The sequence below is a fragment of the Phormidesmis priestleyi ULC007 genome (assembly GCF_003003695.1).
Taxonomy (GTDB): Bacteria; Cyanobacteriota; Cyanobacteriia; order Leptolyngbyales; family Leptolyngbyaceae; genus Phormidesmis_A; species Phormidesmis_A priestleyi_A.
This window is the reverse complement of the sequence record NZ_PVWG01000019.1, coordinates 42,608-61,461: the sequence shown is the minus strand read 5'-3', so window position 1 is coordinate 61,461 and position 18,854 is coordinate 42,608. Positions and strand designations below refer to the sequence as shown.

The window sequence follows — 18,854 nt, the reverse complement described above, 5'->3', positions numbered from 1 at the left end:
GAAATGTAACGTGTAAGTGTGACTAGAACTACCCTCCCGCGTCCCCCCCTTCTGCCGATGGCCTCGATCGCCCGCAAAAACCTCTTTGAAGACATTCCTCGCTTTCTCGTCGCGCAAGCTGGCATCATGTTTGCCGTCAGCCTGGTGACGATTCAAGTCGGCATTCTTAAAGGGTTCACTCGATCGACGGCGCTTTTAATTGATCAATCTACCGCCGATCTGTGGGTTGCCTCTAAAGACATGGTGCATCTAGAGTTGACAAGCCCGATCGCGGCTGAAAAAGTCGTCCAGGCTCAACAAGTCTCAGGGGTGGAGCGGGCAGAAGCGCTGATGATTCGATCGAGCATTTGGCGCAGCGATTCTGGACTGATTACCCCAGTCAGAATTTTTGGCTTTGACCCTAACAGTCGCCTTTTTGCAGGTTGGGATGTTAGCCAGGGCAAACTCAATGCCGTTAAACAACCCTTTAAAGTCGTCGTCGATCGCTCTAGCTTAAAAAATTTAGGGCAGACGCAAATCGGTGAGCAAGGCAAAATCGGGACGCTCCCGGCGCAAATTGTGGGGTTGTCTCAAGATACGCAGTCGATCGTGTCTAGCTTGTTTATCTTCACGTCGCTAGAAAACGCTAACGCCTATGCCACTGCCGGGTTAAACACCTCAGTCAACTGCACCCGGAAAACCCAAGGCAATCTCGTTTGCACCAACAATTTTGACAATGCTCCCTTAGATGGCAAACCTGCTTCTCTCACCCCTCCTCGCAGTCTCAGCATTTCTGACCCCATATCCTATGTGTTAATCCGGGCAAAGCCGGGGCAAGACTTGCAGCAATTAAAACAGCGCTTAGAGGCGGCTCTGCCTGACACTCGCGCCTACACTCAAGCCGAACTTGCCGAGCAAACTCAGGTCTATTGGTCAGAGCGAACCGGAGTCGGCTTTATTCTCAGCTTGGGAGCAACCGTGGGATTTGTGGTTGGCATGGTGATTGTGGGTCAAATTCTCTACTCTTCAGTGGCCGACCACCTGCGCGAGTTTGGAACTCTTAAAGCGATGGGTGCGTCAAATTGGGTTATCTACAGCGTCATTTTAGAGCAAGCGATGTGGATGGCAGTTTTAGGATATATTCCCAGCATGGCCTTTTGTCTCGGACTTGGAGCCTGGACACAGACCGCCAAGGGCATCATGATCCTAATTACTCCCGCCACGGCAGGGGGGGTTTTGATTTTAACGGTGGTGATGTGCGTAGGGTCTGCCCTCTTTGCAGTGCAGAAAGTTACACGCGTCGATCCGGCTATCGTTTTCAAAGCTTAGGGTAAGCTGTAAAATCTCGTAATCCTTGCGAGGCGAGACGTTAGCGATCGTTAAAGTTCAATCCTTTTGCTGATGGGAACTCAGGGAGTCTAGGTAGACTAGATATATAAAGTGAAGTTTCTACCTAAACCCGGATCTAGCCTCTCAGAGGGTGTATTTACCTTTCAGAATGAAAGCTTGTGAGCTGCTCCCCACACGCCGTCTAAAAATCCCTTCATTTCAATAGATTAAAGAATGACTGCCACCCAAATCGATTTACTGCAAAGTGCCGGGAGTGCTTCTCAAGCTAATCTCTCTATCCGTCTTGAGAGAACAGAGGTTAACGCGATCGCCGCTCGTGGCGTAGAGATGGTCTATCAGTCAGGAACCGAGCGGTTTCAAGCACTAAAAAATATCGATTTAGAGGTCAAGTCTGGTGATATCCAGCTTTTAATGGGGCCATCGGGTTCTGGCAAAACGACGCTACTCTCAATTTTGGCAGGCATTCTCACCCCTACATCTGGAAGTGTAAGCCTGCTCGGAGAAGAAATCTCTAAGCTATCTAGCTCAAAATTGGCGAAGTTTCGGCTTGAAAACATCGGCTTCATCTTTCAGGGGTTTAATTTATTTCCAGCGTTGACTGCCCTAGAAAATGTTGAGGTTGCCCTTAACCTTAAAGGCATTCGTCGCGCGGCTGCTCATCGTCAAGCTTTAGACTTGTTAGATCAGGTGGGGCTGTCTCAGCAAGCAAAACGGCACCCTCAAGATCTCTCAGGCGGCCAAAAGCAGCGCGTCGCGATCGCCCGTGCCCTGGCAGGAAATCCGCGTTTGATTATGGCAGATGAACCGACTGCCGCCCTCGACTCTCATAATGGTCACGCCGTGATCGAGCTATTGCGAAACTTAGCGAAAGAGAAAGGACGCACCGTTTTGATCGTCACCCACGATCCCCGAATCATTGATGTTGCAGATAGTGTTGCTTATCTAGAAGATGGAGTCTTAAAGTCAGGTGTGAGAACTCGATAAGTAAGGTAAAAAGTGGGAGATGTCGTTTCTTCTGGCTGAAAACCCGATCCCCTGATTTTCGTTTAGCAGAAAGGGGCACTCTGATGAAGAAGACGTGAACGGTTAATCTTTTCAAGTCTTCTTCACCAGCCAGCCCCTCTTGTGAAACTATCGCGCCTCGTTCCTCCGTTAAAATTTGTGCGATCGCTAACGGTTTCTCTCAACGGGATTCTCGTAGCATCTTTTGTATTGCAAATTTCTGCGATCGCAGGTTTAGTGGGGTGGCTATCGGTTCGTAACGATCACCAAGCGATCGCAGGCTTGGCGATGCGATTGCACAGTGAAACAAATTTGCAGGTCACTCAGCATTTAAATGAGTATTTGGGTCGAGTGCATTTGGTCGATCAGACAAACCGCGATGCGCTGCAAATCGGGCTGATTACGCCGTCTAACTTAGAAGAGATGCAGCGCCTTTTTCTCAAAGAAGTTCAAACGTTTAAGGTGAGCTATGTCAACTTTGTTAGCCCGTTAGGAGAATATGCGGGGGCAGGCTATGCCTCAAGCGAAACAATTACAACCAGCGAGATTAACAAAGCAGCCCTCAAAAAATCTTACGATTACGAAGTCGATCAGTTCGCTAGACGAACAAAGGTACACAGCATCACCCAATACGATCCTCAAGCTGAGAGTTGGTATATCGAAGCGGTGAAGGCAGGTCGTCCGGTTTGGAGCCAAATCTATCAGTGGGATGACATGCCAGAAGTGACTTCGATTAGCTCTGGCTATCCTCTCTATGATTCAAAAAAGAAGCTGATTGGCGTGTTAGGCGTTGATCTCGTCCTTTCAGATATTTCTAAATCGCTGCGAAAACTGCCTGTAAGTCGATCGGGCGCAGTGTTTATTGTCGAACGATCGGGGTTACTCGTCGCGAGTTCTTCCTCTGAGCCAGTGACGATGATTGTCAATAAAAAAGCCGAGCGACTATCGGCATTTAATAGTGGAGATGTGCAGATTCGCTCAACGATGAAGCAGTTAGTGCAGAAGTTTGGCAGTCTTGAGCAGATTCACAGCAAGCAGAGTTTAGAAGTCTCGATCTCATCCCAAAATTCTTTAGAAACCAAGGCAGTCGATGATCACTATGTGCAAGTCACCCCTTGGCAAGATCAAAAAGGACTGGATTGGCTGCTGATCTCGATCGCACCAGAGTCGGAATTTACTGGGAAAGTCGATGCCCAAAAGCAAGTCGGAGTTCTCTTGTGTGTGATTGCAGTGATGGTTGCGATTACGATCGCTATGCTAATTGCCCGGTGGCTGACAGCACCCATTTTGCGGTTTAGTCAAGCCTCAAAAGCGCTGGCTTCGCTGCTTGCTTCTGGCAAAACTGCGACCGAAGAACTTAGTCAAGGGGTCAATGTCAATATTGGCATTCCGATTCGCATCAGAGAGTTAGATCGGTTGGCAACGTCATTTAATCAAATGACAAAGCAGCTTCAAACGTCGTTTCAAACCTTGGCGACTGCTAACGAAAATTTAGAAGTGCGAGTGGAAGAACGCACCGCAGAACTTAGATTGAGAAGCAATATCACCAGTCAAATTCGCAAGTCTTTGGATTTAGATACAATTTTGCAAACGGCTGTGATTGAGATTCGCGCCTTGATGCACATCGATCGCTGCACCTTTGTTTGGTATAACCCTCATACCCAGCCCGCTATCTGGGAAGCCGTCACAGAATCTAAGCTACCGACGATTAGAAGTGCCCTGGGTTCCTATTCTAAAAAGTTTGCAGGCGTGTTAGGAGAAGAATTTCTCAAGTTTCAAACCATTCAATTAGATGATGTGTCTCAATTACCTGCACCATTGTCGCGGCGGTTGCTGCGATCGCTTGACTGCACCTCGTTTTTAGGGTTGCCCATGCAAAAAGACCGTGAAGTGGTGGGCGTGGTCATTTGTACCCATACGCGAGGGAGCCGCCCCTGGAAGCCAGAAGAGGTAAAACTGCTTAGAGGTGTGATCGATCAGTTAGCGATCGCCATGAGTCAAGCAGAACTTTATGCCGAAGCCCAAAACAATGCCCAAGTCGCCCAAACTCAGGCAATGCGACTCGCGGCTGCCATCAAAGAATTGCAGCAAACTCAGGCACAACTGATTCAAACCGAGAAGATGTCTAGTTTGGGGCAGATGGTCGCTGGCATTGCTCATGAGATCAACAATCCGGTCAGCTTTATCTATGGAAATTTGATTCATGCCGAAGAGTATGCTCAAAGTCTGCTGCGGCTCGTGAGCCTTTATCAACAGCACTGTCCTGATCCGTCTCGTGAAATCGAAGCTGAAATAGAGGCGATCGACCTGGAGTTTTTGACCGACGATCTACCCAAGATGTTTCAATCGATGCAGATTGGGGCAGAGCGCATTCAACAAATTGTGCAATCTTTGCGGACGTTTTCTCGATTAGACGAGTCAGACTTTAAGACCGTCAACCTGCACGAAGGCATCGACAGCACCTTGATGATTTTAGAAAGTCGCCTGAAGGCAATCTCGACCCGTCCAGCGATTCAAGTCATTAAACACTATGGTCAACTGCCGTCAGTCCAGTGTTACGCCGGGGATTTAAATCAGGTGTTTTTGAATATTTTGATGAATGCGATCGAGGCGTTAGAACCTCATTCTCAGGCTCAAGATTTGCCCGCGATCGCGATCAAGACAGAAGTTGTGGATCACGATCGCGTGACGATTACAATCAGCGACAACGGCATGGGCATGAGCGAGACGGTGCGATCTAAGATTTTTGATCCGTTTTTTACGACTAAACCGATCGGCAAAGGCACCGGGCTGGGGCTTTCGGTCAGCTATCAAATTGTGACTGAACGCCATCAAGGCCAGCTTAATTGTATCTCTGAGCCAGGTGCAGGTGCCCAGCTTGTGATTACGATTCCGATCAGGCAAGCGCAAAGCGCCCATCCTACGATTTAGCGATATCCCACTTGTGGAAGACGTTCTATGCCGTCTCAGTTCCTACTGTTGATGAGAAATTAGAAGTTCCTCTTAATAATGCAAAATCGACTTCTGGCAAACCACACAAGACTGATGAGCGTGCTGCTCACGAGTTTGCTGATGCTGCCGATCGCAACTTCTTGCGCGCCTCAACCAGCACAAGCACCCACTGCTTCAGTGATGACTTCTCCAACTTCTTCGCCAACGCCGCAAGCGAGAGGAACGATCGTGGAGGTTGCGGCTGCCAATCCTGCGCTGAGAAACCTGACTGCCGCAATTCAGGCAGGAGGGTTAACCGCGACTCTTAAAGGTCAGGGGCCGTTCACGGTATTTGCCCCCACCGATCAAGCATTCTCAGCAGTGCCTGCGGCGACACGACAACAGCTATTGCAGCCTCAAAATCGCAAAACCCTGACTCGAATTTTGTCTTATCATGTCGTGCCTGGTGAGTTGTCTTCAAGTCAGCTTCAACCTGGAGCCATTAAGACCCTTGAAGGGCAAACTCTAGCGGTTCAAACTGGAAGTCAAGTGACCGTTAACGACGCTAGAGTTACTCAGCCTGATATTCAAGCGAGCAATGGCGTAATTCATGTCATCGATCGCATCATTGTGCCGCCTGACGTGAAGCTTTAGGGCTATCTTAAAACTCTCTCCTGAACATGCTGCGGAACTTCGCTCGTTTGCTCTAGCTGACGCAAAGAATTCAGTGAGAGAAACCCAAACCCAACCTTAGCCGCCAAATCTAGCAGGGTGTAAGACATCGTTTCTGCACTGCTATCAATCACGCTATAGCCAGTCTTTGCCAGCATCCACACGATCGGATAAGCAGTCCACAGCACCAGATGCACGGTGAGCAGTTTGCCAAACACCTTCTTGCCTCTAGGATGTTGCTGGGCTGCTTCTTTGCGATAGTGGTGCAGCAACAGGTAAACCAGCCCTAAATATGCACCACAGCTTACAAAATACCAAATGTAGCTGGTGGGTTTGGGCGAGATTGTGGCGACAAACCCCGTTGCGATCATATAAATATCTGCACCTACCATGCCGGCCGCGATCGGCAAGCTAGTGCCTCCGAGAAAACTGAGCAGCACGAGAGTTAATGGTGTAGACAAAGACCAGGTGACATAGCGAACCCAATAAGTCGGACGGCTATAAATGACATTAAAACCTTGACCCAAGACCATCGCCAGATAAAGCCCTGCTGCGATCGCGGCGATAAAAAAGTTAATCGTGTAGACAATCCGCCAAGCCTCGTTTTTGGCATTATTTGCGCCAAAGCCAAACGCGATCGCTCCTAAAGTCATGCCCACACATCCGATCAAGAGCCAATTTTGAGTCATTGGTGGTTCCTATCCAGTTCGTTCTTATAAAAACAAAAACCTTCGATATAGTTTAAGGAACAAATAATAGAAATCCGTCTGACCAATGGAATAACTTGACTGCCTCAGATAGAATTTCTGGCGAACACATATTAATAAAGAAAGATTTTGTTCCCTCAGTGAAAGCACTGAATCCAACGCCAGTTTTTTTAGGCTACGTTAGTGTTGGCGTTAAGTTTCTCAGAATTCTCCGTACAAACTCTTAGACGGTCTTAACTTAACAAATAAATGTAGTATTTACTACTTGAATTTTTTCTAACATTACAGTATTTCTAGTTAAACATTGATATAAAACTTTTGGAGATACTCAGGGAACTGTCACGACGAGATGAGTCAACCGATTGGTAGAGCTTCAGTAGATATGGATATTACCGATCGTAAACACACCAAAGCCGCTCTGCACACGCTCAACACTCACCTAGAGCAACAGGTGCAAGAACGCACGGCCGAACTTCTTCGCGCCAACCAAGAACTGGCAAACGAAGTTCTACAGCATCAGTTACAGATTCAGCGCAGCAAAGCCCTGAATCGGGTGATTCAGACTATTCGTAACTCGCTTGATTTAGAGACTGTGTTTGCGACCGCAACCACAGAATTTGTCGAGTTACTGCAAGCCGATCGCGTTGGCATTATGCAATTTTTGCCAGACCAACAGATTTGGCAAAATGTGTCTGACTATGATATCGATGTCAACTCACCCAGCTTGTTGGGGATGACGGTTCCTGATCAGGGAAATGCGATCGCAACTCGCCTAAAGCAATTAGAGATTATTCGCATCAGCCATCACAAACAGGATGCAAACTCGCTCGATCGATTAGCTGACACGACGGCTGGGTCGTGGCTAATTGTGCCCCTTCAGGTGGATGGTGCGCTGTGGGGTAGCTTAAATTTACTGCGAAAGGCTTCTTTACCCTGGCAAGAGTCAGACGTTGAACTGGTGTGTGATGTGGTGGATCAATTAGCGATCGCCATTCAACAAGCCGAACTGCATCGCCAAGTTCAGCAATTGAATATCAATTTAGAACGACAGGTGCAAACGCGAACGGCTCAACTTCAACTCGCCTACGATTTTGAGGCGACGCTGAAACAAATTACTGATCAGGTCAGAGACTCTCTTGATGAAGATCAGATTCTTGAAAGTGCGGTCAAAGCATTAGCAAAACGGCTCGGTGTCGGCTGCTGTAATGCGGCAATTTTTGATATCGAACAGGGCACCTCAACCATTCGTTATGAATATGCAGCCGGAATTCCGCCTTCGATGGGCAAAGTCTCTCAACTGGCAGATTTTCCAGAGATTTATGAGCAACTTTTGCAGGGTCATCACTTCCAATTTTGCTCTCTGTTAGCTCACCCAGAGCGGGGCACCGTATCGATGTTTGCTTGCCCAATCTTGGACGACAATGGGGTTTTGGGCGATTTGTGGCTGGTTAATCAGTCTTTTTATGAGTTTAACGATCAAGACATTCGCTTAGTGCAGCAAGTTGCCAATCAGTGCGCGATCGCGATTCGTCAAGCGCGTCTCTTTCAGGCGGCTCAGGCACAGGTGAAAGAACTAGAGCGGCTAAATCGTCTCAAAGACGACTTTCTCAGCACGGTGTCTCACGAATTGCGGACTCCGATGGCAAACATCAAAATGGCAATTCACATGTTAGACATTATTCTGCGCGATTTGGGGATGTTTAAGACGCGGGAAAATCCGCTCGATCGCTATTTTCGAGTGCTCAAAGATGAGTGTCAGCGTGAAATTAACTTGATTGATGATTTGCTAGATCTCGCCCAGTTAGATTCGCAGCAAACGTCTTTAACTCTGAGCGAAGTGTCTCTACAGTCTTGGCTTCCTAAAGCTGTGGAGCCATTTTTAGCTCGTGCCCACAATCAGCAGCAAGGGTTAGAAATAGAGATTGCTGCCAGCCTGCCAACCGTGAAAACTGACCTATCTTATTTGGAGCGAACGTTAGCAGAGTTGCTCAATAATGCTTGCAAATATACGCCCGTAGGTGAGCAGATCTCAATTTCTGCATCTGTGGATGATCAAAGTGAATCGGAGGCTGTTGTGGTTCGCGTTTGCAATTCGGGGGTTGAGATTCCGATCAGTGAGCACGATCGGATTTTTGACAAGTTTTATCGCATTCCCAATAGTGACCCGTGGAAGCATGGCGGAACCGGGTTGGGATTGGCGCTGGTGAAAAAGCTAGTTGAGCGATTAGAAGGCGCGATTCACGTCGAAAGCTGTCCGGGAAAAACCACGTTTGTAGTGCAATTACCGATCGCGTAGGAACACGGCACGATGGGACACGGCATGCCATGTCCCTATATTGCGATCAACGGCACCCCTAACCAACCCTGAAAATTGCGCTGCTGAATTGTAGACGGTTGCTCGATCGCCAAAACTTGATAATGATTGGGTTGAGGAGCCGCCAGCGTCACCGATCGCACTCGCAGCTCGTCTTGATGAAAAACGGCAACCTCGATCGTATCGCCCGGTTGATAGTCTTTTAGTCGACCGTTGATCTGATCTGCGCCGATTCGCCAGCCGTCGATCGCTAACAATTCATCTCCAGCAACCATTCCTGCTCGCTGCGCTGGAGAACTAAACTCCACAGATTTGATCATCTCGCGCCCGTGTTCTGTTTTGATAGTTACGCCGAGATGAGGCGGACGATCGTCATTTTCGCCATTTGACTGCAAGCGCAACCCAAACCCAGCCAAATACTCATCAAACGGAAGTTCTTCGGTTCCACCCTCGATATAGCGATTAAAGAAATCGGTCAGATCAAACCCCGCAACTAACTCGATCGTGGCTTTAAGTTGTTCAGGCGTAAAGCCAATTTCATCTTTTCCAAATTGCTTCCACATCTGGCGCATCACGTCGTCAAACGATCGCTCATTGCCATGCTTGATCCGAATTCCTAAATCAAGCAACAGAGTCACCATTTCCCCTTTCAAGTAATAGGAAATCTGAGAATTGGCACTATTGGCATCGGGTCGATAAAGCTTAATCCAGGCATCAAAGCTAGATTCGCTCAACGGTTGCACGAGTCGCCCCGGAGTCATTAGATAGCGCGTAATTTCTTGACTTAAGGATTTTAGATAAGTCTTCGCATCGTAGATTCCCGCTCGATAAGGAAGAATCAGATCATAAAAGCTCGTCGTTCCTTCACTAAACCAGAGAGATGGTGTGTAATTTTCTCGCTCATAATCAAATACTTCTAACCCTTTGGGACGAATTCGCTTCACGTTCCACAGGTGAAAAAATTCGTGGGCGACGAGTTGCATAAAGCGATCGTATTTATCCTTCGCCCGAAATCCCATCCGCGAATAAATCAGCGAACAACTATCTTTATGCTCTAACCCACCAAAGCCGCTAGAGGTGAGATGCAGTAAGAAGAGATAGCGATCGTAGGGCAATCCCCCAAACAACTCAGCTTCGACTTGAATAATCTTTTGGGTATCGTGAATGATGCGATCGGGGTCAACATTTCCCTGTCCCCAAATCGCTAATTCATGGGGCTTTCCCATCGCCTCAAATGGGTAGATTTGGTGATGCCCAATCTCAAAGGGACTGTCTACTAATGTGTCGAAATCTTTTGCTTCAAAAGTGTTGAGGTGTCCCGGCACTGCTGGAAGTGGCGTGACGATGTGCCAGTCCGATCGCGGCAAAACAATCTCGACTTGAATCGATTGTTTCTCAAAACCTGGCACATAGAGAAAGAGCGCTGCCCCATTAAAATAGCCGTGAGTTTCGTCTAGATGATTAGTTCGCACGGTTAATTCATTGGCAAAGATGCGATAGTGCACCACGATTTCACTTGTGCCTTGAGTGTCAATCTGCCAGTGATTTTTTTGCACCTTACGCCACGAAAGTGCCGCTTCTCCACGAGCCGCAAAATCTTGCAAATGTCTAGAATATTCCCGCACTAGGTACGAGCCGGGAGTCCAGACGGACATTCTCAACTCTAACGTTGGCTGCTCCCAGCCTCGCACATAGAGCGTGATCTCAAACAGATGCGACTCTGGCTGAGACATCGACACCTGATAAGAAAGGCTGAAGGGGCGAGGCTTAGGTAAATTCACTTCCGACCAATCAAGCTCATTAACTGCTTTAAGTTTATTAGATGAATGACCTGCTGACTGGGATTTATCTTGATCCATCCTTTGCTATCTAGCTTCTCCAAAATCTTCGTGGTGTCCTCAACACTAATATCCGCCACATCCGAAAAATCTTTAGGCGGGATGTTAAAAATATCAGTGCTGTTTCTCGACTCTTGACCGTAATTTTCAGCCAAAGACACCAACGTATTCACAAGTTTGATCGCAGGCGGCTGATTGCGGAGTTGAAACCGAATATTTGTTTGGCGAAGTCTTTTGACCATAAGTTGCAGCATTCGATGGTGCAACTGAGGATCTTTGAATAGGGTTTGAATGAATCGTTGAGCCGAGATGCTCATCAGACGAACGTTTGAGAGGGCGATCACATCGGTCGATCGGGGCGATTCATCTAAAATTGCCATTTCGCCAAAGAAGTCACCCCGACCCAAAATCGCCAGAGTCGAGACATTTTCACCCGTTCCTGAGTGACGACGTACTTTTACCCAGCCAGAAACCACGAAATAAACGGCATTACCCCAAGCGTCTTCCATTAAGACGGCTCTGTCACTGGGGTATTCATGCTCGGTGGCGACAGACAACAGCCAGTCAAGCGTTTCTGGGTTTGCCGCCGCGAGTAAGGGAAAAAGCTCACTGAAAACTTCGGTCTGCATGAAAAGATCTTCAGGATAGAACGGTGTTGAGAAATTAAAAAACGCCTTAGGGCTCCCTCTCTACAATCGTGATTGCTCAGATTGGAGGATCTGGGCGATCGCAGCCCTCATTCTAGGCAACAGCGACTCTATATAGGATGCCCAACCAATGACGATAGATTGCTGGTGTGCCAAACTTTCTAAATCCATCGCATCAGGGGCATAGCTGATCGGATTTCCATCTAAGTCACAGCAGACCAATCCTGCGGTCTTCGCTAACGCCAATGGCCCGACAGTATCCCAAATCTTCACTCGCCCATTCAGATAAAGATACATTCCAGCGTGACCGAGAATCACATTCATCACCTTCAACCCAAAGCTTCCTTGAGAAAAGCCAAATTTGATCTCTGGGACTTTATCCGCGATCGCATCTCCAAAATGGTGCCGATCCTTAACGCCAATGACCACGGTTTGAGCGCCCGAAGATTTGGGTTCACCGATCGAGATCGGCTCAGGAGCCATGTCTCCGATCGCTTGCCATAAGCCCAGATCCTTGCCCCCAAAATAGCTCATGTCGGATTCTGGTGCATAGATCCAACCTGCGATCGGATATTCATTTTCCAGCAGTCCGACCATGACCGCATAGTCTTTCTGCCTGTGAATGAAATCATCCGTGCCATCGAGCGGATCGATACACCATAGCCGCGAATAACGTTCTTGAAAGCGCTGTCTCGATGCTGCATTCTCTTCAGTGATCACGCCGTCTTGAGGAAACAGAGCAGAAAATTCAGCCGTGAGTTGGCGATCGAGCATCTGATCGACATTCGTGACAAAATCACCCGGCCCCTTTTGAAAGACTTGCAGCCCTTCTGTTGCCATTTGTTTTGCTTGCTGTCCACACGATCGTAGCAGCGATCGAATCTTAATATCTAAGTCTTTGTCCAAGGGCTTCATGGCAGATCAGTGACGGCAGCAGTGCTATTTTGGCACAAAAAAACGGGCTAACCTCATGGTTAACCCGTCAGCTTGGGAACGCGCAGAGAGACTAGTTTTGCAGAACTACTTGAACGTTCGCGTTTTGAAGACCAGGACGACTGACTTGAGACAAGGTTTTGTTAACTGCGTACTTCTGGTTGATGGAGTTGATCAACTCGGTCTGGTTGTGCTTCTTAGCAACACCCCAGAGGTCAGCAATCAAGTCGAAAGAACCATCAGCATTGCGAGACCAGCCCAAATCATATTCGCCGTCGAGAATGGCAACGATGTCAGAGCGAACGCGCTGACCGTTATAGCCACGAACGTCAGCTTCGGTCTTGACGTTGATGCCCAGGTCACGCAGAGAGGACTTGAGGATTTCAGCGTCGGTAATCTTGGTGCGCAGAGTGCTAAAGTGAGACATTGGGTTTCCTCCGTGGAAATTTGAAAACAACAACAACGTTTAGTTAGCTATTCGCTCTTAGCGCTCAGAGATGACTGATGGCTAATTGCTCTTTTGAAACCACTAGCAGAGATTTGCTGCTAGTCTTTCCTCCTGTGGGAGCAGGAGAAAGCTTCTAGAACTCAAGTCGCTGATATTCGGCGACTGAGGACGCAGCAGGTCGCGCTCGCTGCCTAGCCCAATCCCGTAGGGCTGTTACCTGCTCGGTCATGGTCTTGGATAGCGGCATGGTGGCTCGACTTGCCGCAATGATATCCAACTGGGTAAACTCTCTGTCTTGCGCGAATGCTTCATACATCGCGGCGACTAATGCTTGCTCGATCTCGGCACCAGAGAAGCCGTCGCAGACATTGGCTAGCTGATCTAAGTCAAATCGCTCGATTTCTCGACGACGCTTAGATAAGTGAATTCTGAAAATGTCTTTCCGCTCTTCGGCGTTGGGCAGATCGACAAAGAAGAGTTCGTCGAAACGTCCTTTTCTGAGAAACTCTCCGGGAAGACGCTCTACACGGTTGGCGGTTGCCATCACAAACACAGGAGAGGTTTTTTCCTGCATCCAAGTGAGGAACGATCCGAAGATCCGGCTTGAGGTGCCACCGTCTGAGTCAGCCGACCCAGTGCTGCCCGCAAAGGCTTTGTCCATCTCGTCGATGAAGAGAATGGCTGGAGAAATTGATTCGGCAGTTTTTAGAGCGTTGCGGAGATTGGCTTCCGATCGACCCACCATTGAGCCGTCATAAACCCGTCCCATATCTAGGCGCAGCAGGGGTAAACCCCAAAGTCTAGACGTGGTTTTGGCAATCAGTGACTTACCACAACCCGGCACACCTAGAATCAGCATTCCTTTAGGTTGAGGCAGACCATATTCTCTAGCCCGCTCGGTAAATGCGTCAGAGCGTTGCTTTAACCAGCGCTTTAGCTCTTCAAGCCCACCGACAGACTCGATCGTCTCGTCTTCTTCGATATACTCCAGGATGCCGTTTCGACGAATCAGTTGCTTCTTCTCAGAGAGAACAATATCAACTTCTTCCTCTGTGAGGCGACCTGCTGTGACTTGAGCTTTACGATAAACCTTTTCCGCTTCGTCTCGCGTCAGCCCTAAGGCAGCCTTTAAAAGTTTTTCGCGAGTCTCGGTTGTGATGCGACGGGTTTTATTTTGATCTAACTGCTGCGTGAGAACTTGATTTAGCTCTCCCATGCTGGGCATTGCAAAATCAATGACCGCGACTTCTTTCTCAAGCTCGATCGGCACTGTTTGCACCGGAGACATCAGCAAAATAGTTTTCTGAGTGCCTTTGAAACTAGCAACCGCATCTCGCAGCCACCGATTTACGGCAGGTGAGTCAATGAACGGGTGCAGGTCTTTGAAGACGAAGATGCCTGGCTCTTTCTGCCTCATCACCCACTCGATCGCAGCTTCCGGGGAAACCGTATTGTGTTGAGTGACGTTGCGGGGCTGACCATACTCAACGATTCCGTGAGTGACCGTCCAGAGAAAGACTCGACGGAGAGGCTTGGCTTGGGCGATCGTCGCGATTGTCTGTTCAGCCCGTTCCTCTTCTGAGGTCACCAGGTAGATTAGAGGATATTGAGCTTGTATGAGAATGTTTAGCTCTTCTTGCATAACCACCGAACCCATAAGAAACGGCTCAGACCGATCGAATAAGATTTTCTCAAACTTTAGTTAAGCGCACTACAGAGCAGTGAATATAACGAGAGCAGTGAGAACCTTTAAATTAAAAACATTAGCAGGGGACGAGTTCGCCCTCTCCTTGATTACCCGCAGCAGAACCGACTTTCTGAGGCTTACCAACTGGAAGCTCGTCATCGACAGTTACACCAGATTGCTTGCCTAAAGCAACAATTTCACCATCCTTAAGAGTGACGGGAGACGTACACTCAGGACAGTTGTAAATCCGGTGAGCTTGCCCGTGAACTCCTTCTAGTTGCTCAACCATTTCAGGGTGAGTCAAGTAGAAAATAAGGGCTTTTTCTGCTAGGGCTGACATTGCCTCGGCAGCGACAGCCGCTCTAATTTTTAGCTGACGGTGCAGTTCTGGCGGAAGATACAACGTGACTTTTTGCTTGTCTTGCATAGGACTCTCGGTCGTTTTACCCGGGTATATCAGTAAAGATATGGGTTATATCTGAAGCTGTCAAGATGCTAAGCCAGCATGACAGCATTATTGTTACATTCGTTTACAAATGAGTATTAATCTCTCGCCTTTAATTCGCAAATCCCATATCGTACAGTTCTCGCTAGGACTGGTTTTGACGGTTTTTCTGATGAGCTGTGGCTCAAATGACTCGACCTCAAGCACAACTTGGAAAATTTATAAAAATGAGCGGTTTGGGTTTGAGTTTCCTTATCCCGATCGCTGGGTGATGTCGATTCCACCAGAAAACCGAGATGGAATTGCGTTTGGTGATCCCCAAAATCCAGACGTAGAGATTCGCGGCTGGGCAGCTTATGAGCGATCGTTTATGCGCGATCGTAAAAAGCAGCCGTCCATCCCGGCTCCTCTCAATTTCAAAACACTACAGGGTGTGCCGGGAAACCTGGATGCAAAGATTGGCGCAGAATCAAGTTCGTTAACGCTGACTCTGGTGCACGAAGGAACCCGCTATTATTGGCGCGGCAGTACCCCAAACCAAAAATTTGCTGATTACTTCCGATTTTTTAACTACATTGCCAGCCATTATCGAGTCTCTGCAAAATAGAACGATCACGAGAGGGCCCAGCAGTGCGATGCTCCTACAAATCGGTTGCGTAAATCAAATTGGGATAAGATTTTGGAGCAATCAGTTCAGAGAGTCGATCGCTTTGTTAGCAGCCCTCCTCTATGGTCAAGAAGACCTCCGTTTAGAAACCGTTCCTGACCCAACTCCGGCTGACGGGGAGGTTGTCATCGAAGTTGGAGCCGCCACCACCTGTGGCACCGATTTAAAGGTTTGGCGACGAGGCGGACATGCCAAGATGCTGAAGCCGCCGACTCTGTTTGGGCACGAAGCCGCCGGGCAAATTGTGGCACTTGGAGCAGGCGTGATTGGTTGGAACGTCGGTGATCGTGTCGTTGCCAATAATTCTGCCCCGTGCATGACCTGTTTTTTTTGTCAGCGTCAAGAATTTTCTCTCTGCACTAATCTGACCTTTAATAACGGCACTTTCGCAAAGTATCTCAAGGTTCCTGCGCTGATCGTGCAACACAATCTCCTCTCAGTCCCGGCGGGTTTATCAGATGCGATGGCAGCGATGACTGAGCCATTAGCCTGTGTGCTGCACGGTGTAGCACGATCAAATGTCAAACCGGGCGATCGGGTCGTGCTGTTAGGGGATGGTGCGATCGGGCTAATGTTTGTGGCCGCTTTGGCAAAACAATCTGCCGAGGTGTTTTTGTTTGGCGGCAGTGATTCTCGGTTGGATATTGGCAAAAAATTTGGCGCGGCTAAAACATTTAACTATCGGCAAGTGCCCGATTTGCCGAACTTAGTTCGTGACTTAACCGATGGCTGGGGCGCAGATATCGCGATCGAGGCGACGGGCGTTCCATCTGCTTGGGAAACGGCGATCGCCTGTGTCCGCCCAGGTGCCACCGTCAATTTGTTTGGCGGCTGCCCGCGTGACACAACAATTACCGTCAACACCGAACAACTCCACTACAATGAACTGACTCTAAAAGGGGTGTTCCACAATACGCCTGAGTTTGTTAGGGCTGCGCTTGCCCTCATTGCGAGTCACACTGTTCCGTTTGAGTTGCTGATCAGCGATCACCAACCTTTAAAGAACTTAGAGCAGGTGTTTCAAGATATGAAGCAGCGCAAAGTCGTAAAAGTGGCGATCGTGCCCTAGATTATCAAGGCTGAATTGCTAGCGATCGAGAAGACTATCTGTTTGTAGCGGTGGAGTGTGAGATGAACGGAATTCGATTTGGCTCACTGTTAGGACTTGGAGGATTTGGACTTCTGCTTCTGCTAATTTTAGGAGCCAACCCAGCCAGGGCACTACCTGGACAAACCACCAAAGAAGTGGCGGCATGGATGCAGGCGAACTCAACCTTGCGCCCTAGTCGAGGTGAGAAGTTTTTGGTCACGAAAAGTAATACGGCTGCTCAACGATTCACCTTTGAAGCCTCACTGCTGTCCCCAAGTCGGATCAAACAGTCTCCCAACGCGGGGATCATCCGCAGCGAACGCCTGACATTATTTGATATGCGAAACGGTGTCACCCAAGAACGCCTTAAAGAATCCCTAAGAGCAATTTATGGCTTAGAGGTTGCTCAAGACTTCGATCGCGCCCAAATTATCTACACTTATCCCAGTCAAGTCACCATTCAGCAGGCGATCGCCCAAAACAATCCTCTGTTGGCATCGCTGCAAGGAGAACTCCGTCGAGGTAGCCGATACGCCTACTGGTTAGAAATTGCCCAAACACCCGAAGGTCTAGCTTACGCAGGGCGACTAACCCTACTTCTCAGAGACGATGTAGACCCTTTAGAAGCAGAAATCAGAAATCGATAGACCTGAAGTATCGATTAGTCAGGGTCGAATTTTCTAACTAAGGGTTAACTCGGATGCCAATTGCCATTAACGCCTGTAACCTGACACCTTCACCTTTGAGGTGCCGCCTGTGACTGGAGAGCGATCGCTGTGAAGTTGCGCCAATTAATTCCTTTTTTCGATACGACGGCTCAAGATTGGGCCGCAGAAGCTCGCATTTTGCGGTGGCTGACCTTTCTCTGGCTCTTCGTCGGACTCGTGGTGATGTTTTCAGCCTCTTACCCCGTCGGAGATGCCGACTTTGGCGACGGGCTATATTACATCAAGCGGCAAGCTTTGGCTGTTTTGATTGGCATGGTGGGGTTTAACCTTCTCGTTCATGCACCCCTGCGCTATGTTTTAGGGATCGCTGATTGGTTTCTGCTGATCTTCTTGGGTGTGATTTTGATCACTCTGCTGCCAGGAGTTGGCACCTCGATCGGAGGCGGTGCGCGATGGATTGCGATCGGTCCCTTTCTTCTGCAACCCTCAGAGCTAATCAAACCCTTTCTGGTTTTGCAGTCGGCGCGCATCTTTGGGCAGTGGGAGCGGCTTTCTTGGACAACCCGTATCACCTGGGTGAGCATCTTTTGCGTCATGCTGGTCAGCATTTTGCTTCAGCCAAACCTCAGCACCGCTGCCCTGTGTGGGATTACGCTCTGGCTGATTGCCCTAGCTGCGGGGTTGCCCTACATCTATCTGTGGTGTACTGCCGGGGGTGGGTTGCTGCTGGCAACATTGAGCATCAGCCTGCGAGAATATCAGCGCAAGCGGATCATGTCCTTCATCAATCCGTGGGCTGACCCGTCACAAGATGGCTATCAGTTAATTCAAAGTTTATTGGCGATCGGGTCAGGCGGAACCTTTGGCACAGGGTTCGGACTCTCGCAGCAAAAGATGGGCTATTTACCCATCCAATACACTGACTTTATTTTTGCCATTTTTGCCGAAGAATTTGGCTTGGTTGGCAGCATCTTGCTGCTGATGTTGCTGCTAATTTATGGCACGCTGGCGTTCCTAGTTGCCCGCAAAGCTCGAACCACCGTGCAGCGACTAGTGGCGATCGGCATCATGATTTTAATGGTGGGTCAATCGCTATTGAATATTGGCGTGGCGACTGGGGCGCTTCCCACTACAGGATTACCTCTGCCGTTTTTTAGCTATGGCGGCAGTTCGATGATTTCTAGCTTGATCTCGGCGGCACTTTTGATTCGAGTGGCACGAGAAAGCAGCGAAGCAGAAGTAGTTTCGTTGCCTGAGCGACGTTTAGCCAAACCTGTCTCGACCTCTCAGCCGACTCCCAACTCTGTGAATCGGCGATCGCGACGCAAGCCTTCTTCAGAACCGCAGCCTAAAGCCTCTTCTGAGCCGAAACGATTGAGACCTCGCAACGCGCCTTAAATGGGGTGGGCAGAAGATCGGTAGAATATGAGAGCGCTTGAAATAGCGTAACAATCAAGTCGATGCCCTCAGTCTAAA

Annotated in this window: 16 protein-coding genes; 9 read left to right on the top strand and 7 right to left on the bottom strand. The window is 48.7% G+C overall.

Going from position 1 to position 18,854, the window contains the following annotated elements:
- The first annotated feature begins 18 nt into the window (after window positions 1-18).
- The 4 genes from C7B65_RS16200 (at window position 19) to C7B65_RS16185 (ending at window position 5,916) form a co-directional block, all read left to right on the top strand.
- A complete protein-coding gene (locus C7B65_RS16200; RefSeq protein WP_244913220.1) occupies window positions 19-1,308 on the top strand; it encodes an FtsX-like permease family protein in 1,290 nt (429 codons plus the stop codon).
- A gap of 234 nt (window positions 1,309-1,542) precedes the next feature.
- Complete coding sequence (locus tag C7B65_RS16195) at window positions 1,543-2,313, top strand: ABC transporter ATP-binding protein (RefSeq protein WP_073073179.1); 771 nt, start codon at window positions 1,543-1,545, stop codon at window positions 2,311-2,313.
- A 141-nt stretch (window positions 2,314-2,454) separates the two neighbouring features.
- Entirely contained in the window at window positions 2,455-5,262 is a 2,808-nt protein-coding gene (locus C7B65_RS16190) for an ATP-binding protein (RefSeq protein WP_106254062.1), read from the top strand.
- Between the two features lie 114 nt (window positions 5,263-5,376).
- On the top strand, window positions 5,377-5,916 hold the full coding sequence (locus C7B65_RS16185; RefSeq protein ID WP_219898602.1) for a fasciclin domain-containing protein: 540 nt from the start codon (window positions 5,377-5,379) through the stop codon (window positions 5,914-5,916).
- 2 nt (window positions 5,917-5,918) lie between these two features.
- On the opposite strand, the gene C7B65_RS16180 is transcribed toward C7B65_RS16185, so the two are convergent.
- A complete protein-coding gene (locus tag C7B65_RS16180; RefSeq protein WP_073073184.1) occupies window positions 5,919-6,623 on the bottom strand; it encodes a bacteriorhodopsin in 705 nt (234 codons plus the stop codon).
- 367 nt (window positions 6,624-6,990) lie between these two features.
- Here C7B65_RS16180 and C7B65_RS16175 point away from each other — a divergent pair, with 367 nt between their 5' ends.
- On the top strand, window positions 6,991-8,937 hold the full coding sequence (locus C7B65_RS16175; protein WP_083583013.1) for a sensor histidine kinase: 1,947 nt from the start codon (window positions 6,991-6,993) through the stop codon (window positions 8,935-8,937).
- 35 nt (window positions 8,938-8,972) lie between these two features.
- On the opposite strand, the gene C7B65_RS16170 is transcribed toward C7B65_RS16175, so the two are convergent.
- The 6 genes from C7B65_RS16170 to C7B65_RS16145 all read right to left on the bottom strand — a co-directional run bounded on the left by C7B65_RS16170 (window position 8,973) and on the right by C7B65_RS16145 (window position 14,935).
- Window positions 8,973-10,736, bottom strand: a complete 1,764-nt coding sequence (locus C7B65_RS16170; RefSeq protein ID WP_073073186.1) for a M61 family metallopeptidase — start codon at window positions 10,734-10,736, stop codon at window positions 8,973-8,975.
- Entirely contained in the window at window positions 10,733-11,422 is a 690-nt protein-coding gene (locus tag C7B65_RS16165) for a Crp/Fnr family transcriptional regulator (protein ID WP_073073192.1), read from the bottom strand. The genes C7B65_RS16170 and C7B65_RS16165 overlap by 4 nt, the downstream gene beginning before the upstream one ends.
- 60 nt (window positions 11,423-11,482) lie before the next feature.
- Window positions 11,483-12,355 (bottom strand): 3'(2'),5'-bisphosphate nucleotidase CysQ family protein, encoded by an 873-nt coding sequence (locus C7B65_RS16160; protein ID WP_073073194.1) that lies wholly within the window; start codon window positions 12,353-12,355, stop codon window positions 11,483-11,485.
- 91 nt (window positions 12,356-12,446) lie between these two features.
- Complete coding sequence (locus C7B65_RS16155; protein WP_073073196.1) at window positions 12,447-12,800, bottom strand: DUF1257 domain-containing protein; 354 nt, start codon at window positions 12,798-12,800, stop codon at window positions 12,447-12,449.
- Between the two features lie 154 nt (window positions 12,801-12,954).
- The gene (gene ycf46, locus C7B65_RS16150; protein WP_073073289.1) at window positions 12,955-14,463 is read right to left on the bottom strand and encodes a stress-responsive protein Ycf46; all 1,509 of its coding nucleotides are present in this window, start codon (window positions 14,461-14,463) and stop codon (window positions 12,955-12,957) included.
- Window positions 14,464-14,584: 121 nt separating this feature from the next.
- Window positions 14,585-14,935, bottom strand: a complete 351-nt coding sequence (locus tag C7B65_RS16145) for a slr0373 family blue light stress response protein (protein ID WP_073073198.1) — start codon at window positions 14,933-14,935, stop codon at window positions 14,585-14,587.
- Between the two features lie 109 nt (window positions 14,936-15,044).
- Here C7B65_RS16145 and C7B65_RS16140 point away from each other — a divergent pair, with 109 nt between their 5' ends.
- From C7B65_RS16140 to C7B65_RS16125, 4 genes are all read left to right on the top strand, one after another.
- On the top strand, window positions 15,045-15,560 hold the full coding sequence (locus C7B65_RS16140) for a hypothetical protein (protein ID WP_073073200.1): 516 nt from the start codon (window positions 15,045-15,047) through the stop codon (window positions 15,558-15,560).
- Window positions 15,561-15,663: 103 nt separating this feature from the next.
- Window positions 15,664-16,689 carry a zinc-dependent alcohol dehydrogenase gene (locus C7B65_RS16135; protein WP_073073293.1) on the top strand — a complete coding sequence of 342 codons (1,026 nt, stop codon included), beginning with the start codon at window positions 15,664-15,666 and terminating at the stop codon, window positions 16,687-16,689.
- A gap of 62 nt (window positions 16,690-16,751) precedes the next feature.
- The gene (locus C7B65_RS16130; RefSeq protein WP_073073201.1) at window positions 16,752-17,357 is read left to right on the top strand and encodes a hypothetical protein; all 606 of its coding nucleotides are present in this window, start codon (window positions 16,752-16,754) and stop codon (window positions 17,355-17,357) included.
- 129 nt (window positions 17,358-17,486) lie between these two features.
- Window positions 17,487-18,776 carry an FtsW/RodA/SpoVE family cell cycle protein gene (locus tag C7B65_RS16125; protein ID WP_181314414.1) on the top strand — a complete coding sequence of 430 codons (1,290 nt, stop codon included), beginning with the start codon at window positions 17,487-17,489 and terminating at the stop codon, window positions 18,774-18,776.
- Window positions 18,777-18,854: the final 78 nt, after the last annotated feature.